At 65.1% G+C, this 12,115-nt stretch carries 13 protein-coding genes; 5 read left to right on the top strand and 8 right to left on the bottom strand.

Annotation, left to right across the window (positions count from 1 at the left end):
• Positions 1 to 28: 28 nt before the first annotated feature.
• The 5 genes from RH831_RS01690 to RH831_RS01710 form a co-directional block, all read right to left on the bottom strand.
• The gene (locus tag RH831_RS01690; protein WP_310552556.1) at positions 29 to 913 is read right to left on the bottom strand and encodes a Vms1/Ankzf1 family peptidyl-tRNA hydrolase; all 885 of its coding nucleotides are present in this window, start codon (positions 911 to 913) and stop codon (positions 29 to 31) included.
• Positions 914 to 953: 40 nt separating this feature from the next.
• On the bottom strand, positions 954 to 2,390 hold the full coding sequence (locus RH831_RS01695; RefSeq protein ID WP_310554127.1) for an NCS2 family permease: 1,437 nt from the start codon (positions 2,388 to 2,390) through the stop codon (positions 954 to 956).
• Positions 2,391 to 2,468: 78 nt separating this feature from the next.
• A complete protein-coding gene (locus RH831_RS01700; RefSeq protein WP_310552557.1) occupies positions 2,469 to 3,182 on the bottom strand; it encodes a phosphoribosyltransferase family protein in 714 nt (237 codons plus the stop codon).
• A gap of 47 nt (positions 3,183 to 3,229) precedes the next feature.
• Entirely contained in the window at positions 3,230 to 3,748 is a 519-nt protein-coding gene (pyrE, locus tag RH831_RS01705) for an orotate phosphoribosyltransferase (RefSeq protein WP_310552558.1), read from the bottom strand.
• A 44-nt stretch (positions 3,749 to 3,792) separates the two neighbouring features.
• Complete coding sequence (locus tag RH831_RS01710) at positions 3,793 to 4,338, bottom strand: CDP-2,3-bis-(O-geranylgeranyl)-sn-glycerol synthase (protein ID WP_310552560.1); 546 nt, start codon at positions 4,336 to 4,338, stop codon at positions 3,793 to 3,795.
• An 88-nt stretch (positions 4,339 to 4,426) separates the two neighbouring features.
• On the opposite strand from RH831_RS01710, the gene RH831_RS01715 reads away from it, so the two are divergent.
• Positions 4,427 to 5,038 (top strand): DUF502 domain-containing protein, encoded by a 612-nt coding sequence (locus RH831_RS01715; RefSeq protein WP_310552561.1) that lies wholly within the window; start codon positions 4,427 to 4,429, stop codon positions 5,036 to 5,038.
• Here RH831_RS01715 and RH831_RS01720 read toward each other — a convergent pair.
• The gene (locus tag RH831_RS01720) at positions 5,035 to 5,967 is read right to left on the bottom strand and encodes a branched-chain amino acid transaminase (protein WP_310552562.1); all 933 of its coding nucleotides are present in this window, start codon (positions 5,965 to 5,967) and stop codon (positions 5,035 to 5,037) included. The genes RH831_RS01715 and RH831_RS01720 overlap by 4 nt on opposite strands.
• Positions 5,968 to 6,018: 51 nt before the next feature.
• A complete protein-coding gene (locus RH831_RS01725; protein ID WP_310552563.1) occupies positions 6,019 to 6,219 on the bottom strand; it encodes a hypothetical protein in 201 nt (66 codons plus the stop codon).
• A 100-nt stretch (positions 6,220 to 6,319) separates the two neighbouring features.
• On the opposite strand from RH831_RS01725, the gene nikR reads away from it, so the two are divergent.
• The 4 genes from nikR to RH831_RS01745 all read left to right on the top strand — a co-directional run bounded on the left by nikR (position 6,320) and on the right by RH831_RS01745 (position 10,978).
• Positions 6,320 to 6,742, top strand: coding sequence for a nickel-responsive transcriptional regulator NikR (gene nikR, locus RH831_RS01730; protein ID WP_310552564.1), 423 nt, complete (start codon positions 6,320 to 6,322; stop codon positions 6,740 to 6,742).
• A 39-nt stretch (positions 6,743 to 6,781) separates the two neighbouring features.
• Positions 6,782 to 9,775, top strand: a complete 2,994-nt coding sequence (locus RH831_RS01735; protein ID WP_310552565.1) for an FAD-linked oxidase C-terminal domain-containing protein — start codon at positions 6,782 to 6,784, stop codon at positions 9,773 to 9,775.
• Positions 9,776 to 9,848: 73 nt separating this feature from the next.
• Positions 9,849 to 10,043 carry a cold-shock protein gene (locus tag RH831_RS01740; protein WP_070364240.1) on the top strand — a complete coding sequence of 65 codons (195 nt, stop codon included), beginning with the start codon at positions 9,849 to 9,851 and terminating at the stop codon, positions 10,041 to 10,043.
• A gap of 119 nt (positions 10,044 to 10,162) precedes the next feature.
• Complete coding sequence (locus RH831_RS01745; protein WP_310552566.1) at positions 10,163 to 10,978, top strand: HesA/MoeB/ThiF family protein; 816 nt, start codon at positions 10,163 to 10,165, stop codon at positions 10,976 to 10,978.
• Position 10,979: 1 nt separating this feature from the next.
• On the opposite strand, the gene RH831_RS01750 is transcribed toward RH831_RS01745, so the two are convergent.
• Entirely contained in the window at positions 10,980 to 12,107 is a 1,128-nt protein-coding gene (locus tag RH831_RS01750) for a pyridoxamine 5'-phosphate oxidase family protein (protein WP_310552567.1), read from the bottom strand.
• Between the last annotated feature and the right edge of the window lie 8 nt (positions 12,108 to 12,115).

Genomic DNA, 12,115 nt, shown 5'->3' on the forward strand with positions numbered 1-12,115 from the left:
GGCCCCCATAAGTGTATTGAGACCCTGCTTACAGCAGATACAATTTCGTCCGCCAGAACCGATCGACGGCGTCCGCGAGGGCCTCGCGGGGGGCGCCCGTGGCGTCGACGGGCCGAGTGACCGTCGCTTCGGACTCGAACTCGGACAGCAGGGTGGACTCCCCGACGACGTAAAGCGGTTCTGTGGCCGCGGAGAGCGCCTCGTGGGCTTTTTCGAGGTGGGATTCGATCTGCTGGTCGCGCCGACGCTCGAACCGCGCCTGGGAGAACCCGCCTTTCGAGTGGTCGCCCTTGACGTCGCTTCGAAAGCCCTCGTACGCGACCTGCTCGCGGTCCTCGTAGGTGCCCATCGCGAAGAGGTCCGCGCGCACGAGGGCGAGAGTATAACGGCCCCCGGGCTGGAACCAGTCCCGGTCGACGTGAAAGGACGTGTCGAATTCGACGAAGTGGGCCGGCGGAACGGGTGGCCGAAGCGCGACGCTCAGCAGGGTCTCGTCGTCGGCGTACACGAGTGCGGGCGCGGCCCGACCCACGAGCGGGGCCCGATCCCCGAGCACGTCCCGAACGGGTTCCGGTGGGGACCCCTCGACCATCGCGGTCATGGCCCCATCCGGGGGGGCACGGAACGATTCGAGGCGGGACAGGACTGTCTCCAGTCGGTCGCCACGGAGGGCCGACTCGCCCCGGAACTGGACGGTTCGCTCCCCGCCCTCGGCCCGTTCCACGCGGTCTTCGAGTTCGGTGATGCGGTCTTCCAGCCGGTTCACCCGCGCTTCGGCCTCCTGACGGGCCCGTTCGGCCGCTCGCCGGTTCTCGTCGGCAGATTCGAGTTGCGCTTCGAGCGAGGACCGCTCCGCCTCCAGGGTCTCGATGCGCTCTTTGAGCGCCGCACGTCCCAGTAGCCGGTCGAGCATGGCAAAAGGACGGCCCCGCGGCGATGTAAAACCCCCGAGGTCAGACCAGGGCGTTCGTGCGAACGAAGTAGTAGAGGATCACCAGCGCGGCCAGCGCCCACTGGCCAAGTCGCACGTCACTCACTTCGCCCTGTGCGCCCTTGACGATCGGATAGGACACGAGTCCGGCGGCGATACCCGTCGCGATCGAACTCGTCAGGGGCATCAGCGCGATGGTGAGCGTGGCAGGAATGGCGTGGGCCGGATCCTCCCACTTGATTTCGGTGACGTTCCGGACCATGAAGACCGCGACGATGACCAGCGCGACGTACGGCGCAAAGGAGGGGATCGCACCCACGAGGGGCACGAAGATCAGTGCGACCAGGAAGAGCGCCGCGATCACCAGCGCGGTGAGCCCGGTTCGACCGCCCTCCTCGATCCCGGTCGAGGACTCGACGAAGGTCGTGACCGTCGAGGTCCCCAGGATCGAACCGATGGTCGTCCCGACGGCGTCGGCCATCAGCGGCTTGTTCATCTCGGGGAAGTCACCGTCCTCGTCGAGGTAGCCGGCCTCCTGGCCGAGTCCGGTCAGCGTCCCCGCGGTGTCGAAGAAGTCCACGAAGAAGAACGTGAACACGACGAACGCGAAGGTCACGGCCTCCACGCCCTGGATCCCGTCGAGGAACGCGCCCACGAGCGGCGTGATGTCGTAGGCCGACGCGCCGTAGGTGATCTGATCGATGCCGGGGGCCAGCGTCACGTCGGATGCCAGGATCTGGCCCTCCTTCGGCAGCGTGCCGGAGAAGGGTTCGAACCCGAGCGCGCCGGCGATATAGCCCATAACCGCCGTCGTCAGGATGCCCAGAACGATCGCGCCCCGAATGCCCTTGACATAAAGGAAGAAGGTAAGCAGGATACCGATGACGGCGACGATCGCGACCGGGTCCTGTGCCAGGACGGGACTCAGGGTCATCATGTCGTCCGGATCGACCGCGGTGATCCGCATGAACTGGAGTCCGATCGACGCCAGGAACAGCCCGATCCCGGCCCCGACTCCCAGCTTGACCGGTTCCGGGAAGAGGTTGATCACGTACTCGCGGGCGCCCACGAGTGTGAGTGCCACGAAGACGATCCCCTCCACGAACACCGCCGCGAGGGCGGTCTGCCAGGTGATGTTCAGCGTCGGGGAGAGGACGACCGTGACGAAGAAGGCGTTCAATCCCATGCCCGGGGCGAGACCGAACGGGAGGTCAGCGTAGAAGGCCATCACGAGCATCCCGGCCACCGAGGCCAGGATCGTGACGACCGCCAGCATCTGGAACACCCGTACGTCCGAGACGCCCTCGGGGGAGATGACGATGCTCAGAAGCGCCGGGTTGACGACGATGATGTAACTCATCGTCAAAAACGTGGTCAGCCCGGCGATCGACTCGGTGCGGAGATCCGACCCCCGCCCATCGAGATCGAAGTATCGGGACACGGTATCTGTGAGGCCCATATCCACGTTCGAGCATGAATTTTGGCCTCACTTAACGATTGTTATGCACGAACGTCGAACTCGCCGGCAGCCCGAGACTCAGGAGAGTTCGACGAGCGTCCCGACCGGCGCGTCCGTATGCGCACGGGCACGGTCGATGCCGTCCTCGCCGACCGCGATGAGCGTGAAGACGCCAGCGACGTGGGCGCCGGCAGTTTCGACGACTTCCAGCAACAGCTCCTGGGTCTCGCCCGACCGGATGAGGTCGTCCACGACCAGCACCGCATCACCCGGTGAGATGGCCGCGGCCGGCAGGTAGTAGGTGATCTCGATGCCCGACTCCAGGCGCTTGCGGGCCTCGATGAACTCCTCGACGGCAGTCTCCTTCGATTTCTTGGCGTACGCACAGCGGGCCCCGTAGTGACTCGCCAGCGAGGCCGCGAGGGTGATGCCGTCGGTGGCCGCGGTGAGGACCACATCGGGAGTCTCGAAGCCGAAGGCCTCGGCGGCCACCGGGCCCACGAGATCCAGGAGTGGCTGGTCGAAGACGATCCCGGAGTTGTCGACGTAGCCGTCGGCGTCACGTTCGACCCGGTCGGCGATCTCGGCCTCGATCGCGTCCCGACCGAACTCGGCGACGATCTGACGGGCCCGCGAGGCCCCCGGGAGGACGTGTCCGTTGACATAGCGATTGAGATCGCCCGCCGGGAGCCCGGTCTCCGCGGCGAGTTCGTCGTAGGTCCGGGTCTCCTTGAGCGAGCGCAGCACGTCCAGGGCCCGGAGCTGGAGTGTGGCCTTCTCGGCTCGGTTCATGCGCATCTATTCACGGTTCCACAAGTATGAACATCTCGGGTCCGTGTTCAGTCCCGATCGGCCAGGAGGTCACTCGCCGTGACGAGTGATTCGAGGCTCACGTCGTGCTCGGCGAGCAGTTCAGCCGCCCCTTCCTCGCGGTCGACGACCACGAGCACGCGGTCGACCGTCGCCCCGGCCTCGCGGAGCGCCTCGACGGCCGACAGGGCGCTCTTCCCGGTGGTCGCGACGTCCTCCAGAACCACGACGGGTTCCTCGGGGAGCGTGCCCTCGATCCGGTTGCCGGTGCCATATTCCTTTGTCTGTTTGCGCACGATCACGTATGGATTGCCGGTCGCGATGCCAGTCGCAGTCACGAGCGGAACCGCGCCCAGGGCCACGCCGGCCAGTGGGGAATCGCCAACGCGCTCGGCGAAGGCCGTCGCGACAGTCTCCAGGGCCTGTGGGTCGGTCTCGAAGCGATATTTGTCGACGTAGTACTCGCTCGTCCCACCGTGTGAGAGCTCGAATTCGCCGTATCGAACCGCCTCGGCCGCCTTCAGTGCCGCTACGATCTCGGCTTTCATACCCGGGACTGGGTGGGGGGTGGAAAAAAGGGTCCCTATCTGGATCACCAGGGTTCGTCTTTCAGCCCGAGCCAGTAGGCGATCGCGTTCGTCGAGACGTGCAGGGCCGGCGTGAGCACGAGCACGGTGACCAGCACCGGGAGCGTGAAGACGACCCCGAACCAGGCCGGGTCGGCAAGCCCAGCCAGGAGAAGTGCTCCGAGCACGAAGTCTAGCTGATCCAGCCCCGGAAACGGTCGCCCCCGTTTGCGCCCGGTCCGTCGTTTCAGAAAGGAGGCGGCGATGTCGCCCAGCATCGCCCCGGTCGGCAGCGCGAACAGCGCGCCCAGCGAAAACGCCGGGAGCGAGATTCCGAGCAGGGCACTCGCCGGAGCCCGGAGCCATCCCAGAATGAGGCCAACGGCGACCCCGGCCCCGATTCCCACGACCGTCCCGCGCCAGGTCTTGCCGTCGCCGAGCAGTCGGTCCCCGCGCCACAGACGGCAGCCGTCGATCGGCGGGCCCCCACCGCCGAGTACCGCTGCGTTGTTCGGCACGTAGGCGGGCAACATCGCCCAGACCGCCGTCGCGACGACCGCTACCAGATCCATGGGGGAGCCTGGGCGCGGCGCGAATAAAAACCCGCCCGATAGGCGGCAAACCCCAGTCCTGATAGGGTCGCCACACCACAGCAGAGGTATGGCGACCTGGAAACGGGACTTCGCGAGCGGCCTCGTGGTCCTCTTGCCGATTCTCGTCACGCTGTACGTGGTTTACTGGGTACTCGCCCAGCTGGGGCGGGTGGCCGTGCTCTCCGACGTCCTGGGCAATCCCTTCATGAGCGCGCTGCTCACGCTGGTGGTCTTCGTGCTCTTTGTGTTCGCGGTCGGCTATCTGATGCGGACCGCGCTGGGCTCGATCCTCGAGGAGTACATCGACCAAGTGTTCAACCGGCTCCCGGGCCTGCGGGTGGTCTACAACGCCTCGAAGATGGCCGTCGAGACGGCGCTTACGGGGACCGAGGACCTCCAGGCCCCGGTCCGACTCGAAGTCTGGGAGGGCATGCGGATGACCGCGTTCAAGACGGGCAAACATACCAACGACGGCCGGGACATCCTCTTTCTCCCGACCGCCCCGAACATCACCACCGGTTACGTGATCGAGGTCGAACCCGACCGCTACGAGGCGGTCGACGAAAGTGTCGAAGAAGCGCTGACCCGGGTGCTCTCTGCTGGCTTCGGTGAGAACGAGTCGGGCGATCTCGCGGCGTCACTGTTGGACGCCGGGGACGACAAAGACGAAGACGCCTAGTTGACGAACGTGAACCACTCCTCGTGTTCGGCCGCCTGCTCGGTCAGGTCGAAGTAGGCCTGCTGGAGTTCTTCGGTGATCGGCCCCCGCGAGCCCGAACCGATCTCGACGTTGTCCACCTTGCGGATGGGCGTGACTTCAGCCGCCGAACCGGTGAAGAACAGTTCGTCGGCCGTATACAGTTCGCCGCGGCTGATCGAGGCCTCGTCGTGGACCGTATAGCCACGCTCCTCGGCCAGCGTGATGACCGTATCCCGGGTAATCCCTTCGAGGATGCTCTCGGAGAGCCCGGGGGTAAAGATCTCGCCGTCCCGGACGAGGAAGATGTTCTCGCCCGGTCCCTCGGCCACGTCACCCTCCTTGTTCAGGAGGATCGCCTCGGTCGCGCCCTGCTTGCGGGCCTCCTCGCCGGCGAGCATGCTGTTGACGTAGAGCCCGGTGGTCTTGACGTTGGTCGGAACCTGACTGGAGGCGTGCTTGCGCCAGGAGGAGACGGTGACTTCGACGCCCTCCTGCAGGGCCTCCTCGCCCAGGTAGGTCCCCCAGGGCCAGGTGGCGATCATCGTCTCGGTGGGACACTCCGCTGGGCTCACGCCCAGGCTGTGATAGCCGTAGTACACGAGCGGCCGGATGTACGCGGAGTCCAGTTCGTTCCGCCGGAGGAGTTCAAGGGTCGCCTCGGTGAGTTCCTCCCGGGAGAACGGGATGTCCAGTTCGTAGGGTTTGGCCGAATCGTAGAGCCGATCGAGGTGGGCATCCCAGCGGAAGATCGCGGTGCCCTGTTCGGTGTCGTAGGCTCGCGCGCCCTCGAAGATCCCGGTTCCGTAGTGCAACGCGTGGCTCAAGACGTGGACGGTGGCGTCCTCCCAGTCGACGTACTCCCCGTCCATCCAGATCGTCTCGACGTCCATCTCGTCGAATCCAGGCATACAAACCGGTATCGTGGCAACCACCTTAAAACCGTCACCAAGCGCGGGCCCCTACACTCGATCGCCCTTCCGACCGATCATCACGAGCAGGCCGGCCACGGGCAGGTACAGCGTGAGGGCGATGCCAGCGACCCAGTCCCCGCTCAGAAAGGCCCAGGCGGAGATGGCGAGTGTGAGCAGGAGGAGGAGCCCGCCGATCGTCAGTAGACTGGACCCCGAAATCGTCGGCTTCTCGGTGACGGAGGCTGTCATTACGCGATAGATCGCAGGCCAACCAATTAAACCATCGGGCCCCGGCGACGCTCGGGGGCGGATGTGCAAGGTTATTAAGATTCCGCCCCAGAGTTATTATATGGCCGTCGTCAGCATCTCGATGCCCGACTCCCTCCTCGAACAACTCGACGCGTTCGCGGAGGAGCACGGGTTCACGGGCCGCAGCGAGGTCCTCCGGGAGGCGAGTCGCACGTTGATGGAGGAGTTCGACGAGAAGCGTCTGGAGGACCGGGACCTCATGGCGATCGTCACGGTCCTTTTCGACTACCAGACGACGGACGTCGAGGAGGCCCTGATCGACCTGCGGCACGAGTACGAGGACCTGGTCGCCTCGAACCTCCACAGTCACGTCGGCGAAAACAACTGCATGGAACTGTTCGTTCTGGAGGGAGACCTGGACGAAATCTCCGAGTTCGTGGGTCGGCTCCGGGCCACCAAGGACACCCTGCTCCTCGATCACTCGGTCGTTCCGGTTGATGACCTGGGCGACAAACCGCTCTAGACTGCGGGTTTTACGGCCGCGGGCGTGAAACCGCCAGTCATGACTTCACGGTCCGGGGCCCCCGACCCCGCACTGGACCCCAGAGCGGATTTTGACTACCAGGGCGGGCCACGATCCCACCCAGACCTGGCCGAGGCCATCACCAAACGGATCGACGGCGAGGTTCGGTTCGACCAGTACACCAGACAGGCCTACGCGACTGACGCGAGTCTCTACCAGATCGAGCCGATCGGCGTCGTCAGGCCGAAACACACCGAAGACGTGGCGACCGTCGTCTCGGTCTGCCGCGAGCGGGGAACTGCGGTCCTGCCCCGGGGAGCCGGCACCAGCCTCGCCGGTCAGACGACGAACGAGGCCGTCGTGCTCGACTTCAAGGCCCACATGGATGGCGTCCAATCGGTCGATCCCGAGTCGAGCACCGTCAGGGCCCAGCCTGGAATTACGCTCGCGGCACTCGACGACGCTGTCGCTTCACACGACCTGCAGTACGCCCCCGACCCGGCCTGGGGCGACAAGAGCGTACTCGGTGGTGCCATCGGGAACAACTCGACCGGCGCCCACTCCCTGCGCTACGAGAAGGCAGACGCGTACCTCGAATCCGCCGAGGTCGTCCTGGCCTCCGGGGCAGTCGTCGACTTTGGCTGGATGGATCTCACCGACCTTCGGGCTGCGGCAGACCCCGAGGGAGACCTCGAAGCCCGGCTCTACGCCGAACTCGTCCGCATTATCGACGAGCACGGCGACACGATCACGGAGGTGTACCCGGACCTCCACCGGAACGTCTCGGGGTACAACCTCGACCTCCTGATCGAAGAAGCCGAAACGTATAATCGGGTCAACGTCGCCCGGATCTTCGCCGGGAGCGAAGGGACCCTAGGCATCATCACCGAGGCGACAGTCGCCCTCGAACCGGTTCCCGAGGCGACGGCCGTCGCACTCCTGACCTACGACGATCTCGGGGCTGCACTGGGCGATCTGGAAGCCGTCCTCGCCCACGACCCGGCGGCCCTGGAAGTGATGGACGAGCAGTTTCTCGATCTGGCAGGGACTGTCGATCGCTTCGAGGACCTGATCGCGGAGTTTCCGGATGGGACTGGTGCGACCCTGCTCGTGGAGTTCGACGCGGATTCGGAGGCTGGGGTCAGCGAGTCCGTCGAAGAGTTGATCGCGGATCGGGTCGCGGTGGACACGACGGGACGAGCCAACGGCGCGCTCGAAGCGCATACTTCGGAACGACAGGCGGCCTTCTGGGACCTCCGGAAAGCCGGGCTGCCGATCTTGCTCTCCGAGACCGGAACGGTCAGGCCCTGGCCGTTCATCGAGGACACGGCGATTCCGGTCTCCAATCTGGGGGCCTTCGTCGCGGACGTGCAGGTGATCCTCGACAGCCACGACACGTCGGCGACCTTCTATGCCCATGCCGGCCCGGGTGTGCTCCACATCCGGCCGTTCCTCGATCTGCAAACCCAGTCGGGGGTCGATGCGATGGCCGACATCGCCGACGCGATCACCGACCTGGTCGTGACCTATGATGGAGCCGTCTCCGGTGAACACGGCGACGGGCGGGCCCGCACCCAGTGGAATCGCAAGCGGTACGGCGAGGACGTGTGGGAACTGTTCCGCTCGCTCAAGCGGCAGGTCGACCCCGACTGGATCCTGAATCCGGGGCCCGTGGGCGGAGCCGAAGACGGCCCGCCGGACATGACCGAGTCGCTCCGCTTCGGGCCCGGGTACGAGTTCGACCTCCCCGTCGACCCCGAACTGAACTGGGAGAACGAGAACGGCATGCGCGGAATGGTCGAATTGTGTCACGGCTGTGGCGGCTGTACCGGGTTCACGGAGACGACCGGCGGGGTGATGTGTCCGACCTTCAGGGCGACCGGCGAGGAGATCCAGAGCACGCGCGCCCGGGCGAACTTGCTCCGGACCGCGATGGACGGCACGCTCCCGGCCGACCCGCTTGCGGAGGAATTCATCGAGGAGGTCCTCTCACTCTGTGTCTCCTGTCAGGGCTGTCGTCGGGACTGTCCCTCCGGCGTGGACATGGCCAAACTCAAGGCCGAACTGACCCACGCCTATCACCAGCGCGAGGGCGCGACCCTGCGCTCGAAGCTCTTTGCCAACGTGGACCAGCTAGCGAGTCTGGCCGCGACGGTTTCGCCGGTTTCGAAGACACTCGCGAGTCTGCCCGGCGCGGACTGGCTGCTCGAACGTACCCTCGGCATCGCTAGCGAGCGAACCCTCCCGACGTTCGAGGGGCCGCCGCTCCAGGACTGGTTCACGGCTCGGGGCGGCTGTCGAGTTCCAGCATCCGAGGCCGAGCATCGGGTGATCCTCTTCCCGGACACGTACACCAACTACAGCCGTCAGCACGTGGGCAAAGCCGCCGTGGCGGTGCTGGAGGCCGCGGGGGTCCACGTCGAGGTGGCCGAGCGCTCCGACAGCGGACGGCCGGCCTACTCGAAATCCTTCATCGATCAGGCCCGCCAGGCGGCCGAGGAGAACGTCGCGGCCCTGGAGCCACGAGTGCGAGATGGGTGGACCGTCCTCACCACCGAACCCTCAGATGCGGTCATGTTCCAGCACGATTACCTGGACCTCCTCGATGGTCCGGCGGTCTCCCGGCTCGCCGAGCACACCTACGGGGTCATGGAGTTTCTCGATCGCTTCGACCTGGTCGAGTCGCTTCCTGTGCGAGCGGACGGCGAGACCGTGACCTACCACGGCCACTGCCACCAGAAGGCGGAAGGAACTGACCACCACGCCGCCCGCGCGCTCGACCGGGCCGGCTTCGACGTCGAGGAACTCGATTCGGGGTGCTGTGGCATGGCCGGGACCTTCGGCTACGAGGCCGAGCACTACTCGATGAGCATGGCCATCGGACGGGACGTCTTCGAACTGATCCGGGAGCGCGACGGCGACGTGCTCGTGGCCCCCGGCGGGTCCTGCCGCACACAGTTTGCGGACAGCCCCGTCGCCGAGGGACAGCCACCCCACCCCATCGAGTTGCTGGCCGGTTCGCTCTCGGAGTGACGTGTGCCCTCGACCCGTGGGAGGCCCTATCGGGGAAGCCTTATCCCTGTCCCTCCATTGTATCTTAATTGCAATGGCAACAGGTACGGTCGACTTCTTCCATACGCGGAAGGGTTACGGTTTCATCGAGAGCGACGACGCAGACGAAGACGTTTTCTTCCACATGGAAGATGTCGGCGGTGAGGACCTCGAAGAGGGCCAGGATGTCGAGTTCGACATCGATCAGGCCCCCAAGGGTCCGCGTGCGGTCAACCTCGAGCGAGTTTAATCGATCGGGTTTCACCACGTTCTCAGGTATCGGTTCGGGACTACCCGATTTTTCGGGCATTCGACAGCCAGCAGCGGCTGGTCGAATTCGTTTTCAGGCAGGCACTCGAATGCAAGTCGATGAGTGACGACCCCGGCCCAGGCGCGGAGTATCGCTACGCTCGCCACCTCTCGATCGACGTCGTCGGTGGCGCCGGCCAGGAACGCATCCAGCAGGCAGACGTGCTGGTCGTCGGCGCGGGCGGACTGGGGTCACCCGTCATCGCCTATCTCGCGGCCGCGGGGGTCGGCACGCTGCACATCGTGGATCCGGATATCGTCGAGACCTCGAACCTCCAGCGGCAGGTCATCCACACCGAGGCAGACGTCGGCCGGCCGAAAGTAGACAGTGCAAAGGCGTTCGTCGAGTCGCTCAACAGCGAAATCGAGGTCCACACCCACGAGGCGGAGTTCGGGCCCGAGAACGCCGAATCGCTCGTGGCGGACCGCGACGTGGTCGTCGACTGTACGGACAACTTCCGGGCTCGGTATGTCATCAACGACGCCTGTACGCTCGCCGGTGTCCCGTTCGTCCACGGGGCGGTCTATCGACTCGAAGGCCAGATCGGCACCTTCGGGACCAGCGAGGACGGGCCCTGTTATCGCTGCCTGTTCCCCGAGGCCCCACCCGAGGAGGCGACCCCGGACTGTGCGGTCGACGGCGTTCTGAGCCCGCTCCCGGGCACGATCGGAACCATGGAGGCCACGGAAGTGCTCAAGGCCGTCGCCGAGTTCGGCGAGCAACTCGACGGGCGGCTACTGGTCTATGACGGCGAGGACATGACCACCGAGACACTCCCGATGCGGCAAAACCCCGACTGCCCGGTCTGCGGCGAGCACGCCGAAATCGACTCGGTCGCCGAAATCGAGTACACCCACCCCTTCTCGATCGAGTGATTCAGAACGAGTCGTTGCTTTTCCGCCCACTCATAGTCGACGGATCGAGCCGGTACCAGGCAAACTCGACGTCCGCGGGATCCATACTGAACACGTCGACGGACGCGAGCTTGGCGTTCGCAAAGACTGAGACGACATCCCGAGATTCGACTTCAGCCGCCGAGAGCTTCGAGAGTTCGCCCGTGAGGATCACACTTCGCCAGCGATCCGGGCGCTCGTACTGCATGACGACGAGTGAGACCGTCGGGGATTCCTGGAGTCGTTCGAGCTTTTTGCTTCCCTCGAACAGTCCGAGTTGCAGGTAGCAGTCTCGACGATCGGTATCGTAGCCAAACGACATCGGGATCGCATACGGGGACTCACCGCCAAACGCCAGGATCCCCAGACTCGAATTATCGAGTACCGCGTCGATATCGGCGTCGGACATCACCACCGGCTCAGCGGAGAGATCCGCCGCCAGTGACGTGTCCGGCGCTTTTGCCGCGGAATCGGGTTCTCGATCCTCGGATTGTACCGATTCGGTTGTCTGCCTCGCCTCGGTCGACGGGTCCAACCGTTCGACCCGGGTGAAAAGCGACTGGAACAGGTTCTGTGCACGGGCATCCGTCGCCGCCGGATTCAGATGCATGTGAACGGTCGCACCGGCTCCCATGAGCGTGGCCAAAATCGTGTTCAAAAACCGATAGAGGAGGTCGGTGTCGTGATACGGGAACAGCGATTCGACCCCCCGGAGACAGACCTCCGTCGAGCCAGTCTGTTGCTCCCACCGGCGCAGGAGCTTCGAAAAGGCGATCGAAACACCCGTCAGGTCTTCCGGATTGACCTGAAACCCGTACAGGGTCGTTCCGTCACCGACTTCGGCGGTGAGGACCTCCGATTCGGTCGCCTGTGGACTCAACACGACAGCCGCCGCTTCCGTGGGGTCCTGCAGGTCGCGGAGTTGGGTGTCCAGCGCCTGCTGCAGCGTCGTGAACGACTGGCCGGCCGTCAGTTGAACGACGCGGTAGTCGGTCCCATCCGCCTCGTCGAAGACGAAGGGGCAGAAGTGACCACTGGTGGCGTTCTGATCGAGGTACAACGTCGGACCAGCAGGAGTCGATTCATTCGCCGGCCCGTTATGACTCGCCATTGTGCCCC

The organism is Halodesulfurarchaeum sp. HSR-GB, assembly GCF_031432215.1.
In the GTDB taxonomy this organism is placed as follows: Archaea; Halobacteriota; Halobacteria; order Halobacteriales; family Halobacteriaceae; genus Halodesulfurarchaeum.

What these genes read in the sequence shown, in the direction of transcription:
- RH831_RS01745 (WP_310552566.1), top strand. Translation starts at nt 10,163, where the DNA reads ATGAGTGACGACCCCGGCCCAGGCGCGGAGTATCGCTACGCTCGCCAC.
- RH831_RS01700 (WP_310552557.1), bottom strand. Translation starts at nt 3,182, where the DNA reads ATGAACCGAGCCGAGAAGGCCACACTCCAGCTCCGGGCCCTGGACGTG.
- RH831_RS01740 (WP_070364240.1), top strand. Translation starts at nt 9,849, where the DNA reads ATGGCAACAGGTACGGTCGACTTCTTCCATACGCGGAAGGGTTACGGT.
- RH831_RS01725 (WP_310552563.1), bottom strand. Translation starts at nt 6,219, where the DNA reads ATGACAGCCTCCGTCACCGAGAAGCCGACGATTTCGGGGTCCAGTCTA.
- pyrE (WP_310552558.1), bottom strand. Translation starts at nt 3,748, where the DNA reads ATGAAAGCCGAGATCGTAGCGGCACTGAAGGCGGCCGAGGCGGTTCGA.
- RH831_RS01695 (WP_310554127.1), bottom strand. Translation starts at nt 2,390, where the DNA reads ATGGGCCTCACAGATACCGTGTCCCGATACTTCGATCTCGATGGGCGG.
- RH831_RS01750 (WP_310552567.1), bottom strand. Translation starts at nt 12,107, where the DNA reads ATGGCGAGTCATAACGGGCCGGCGAATGAATCGACTCCTGCTGGTCCG.
- RH831_RS01710 (WP_310552560.1), bottom strand. Translation starts at nt 4,338, where the DNA reads ATGGATCTGGTAGCGGTCGTCGCGACGGCGGTCTGGGCGATGTTGCCC.
- nikR (WP_310552564.1), top strand. Translation starts at nt 6,320, where the DNA reads ATGGCCGTCGTCAGCATCTCGATGCCCGACTCCCTCCTCGAACAACTC.
- RH831_RS01735 (WP_310552565.1), top strand. Translation starts at nt 6,782, where the DNA reads ATGACTTCACGGTCCGGGGCCCCCGACCCCGCACTGGACCCCAGAGCG.
- RH831_RS01715 (WP_310552561.1), top strand. Translation starts at nt 4,427, where the DNA reads ATGGCGACCTGGAAACGGGACTTCGCGAGCGGCCTCGTGGTCCTCTTG.
- RH831_RS01720 (WP_310552562.1), bottom strand. Translation starts at nt 5,967, where the DNA reads ATGCCTGGATTCGACGAGATGGACGTCGAGACGATCTGGATGGACGGG.
- RH831_RS01690 (WP_310552556.1), bottom strand. Translation starts at nt 913, where the DNA reads ATGCTCGACCGGCTACTGGGACGTGCGGCGCTCAAAGAGCGCATCGAG.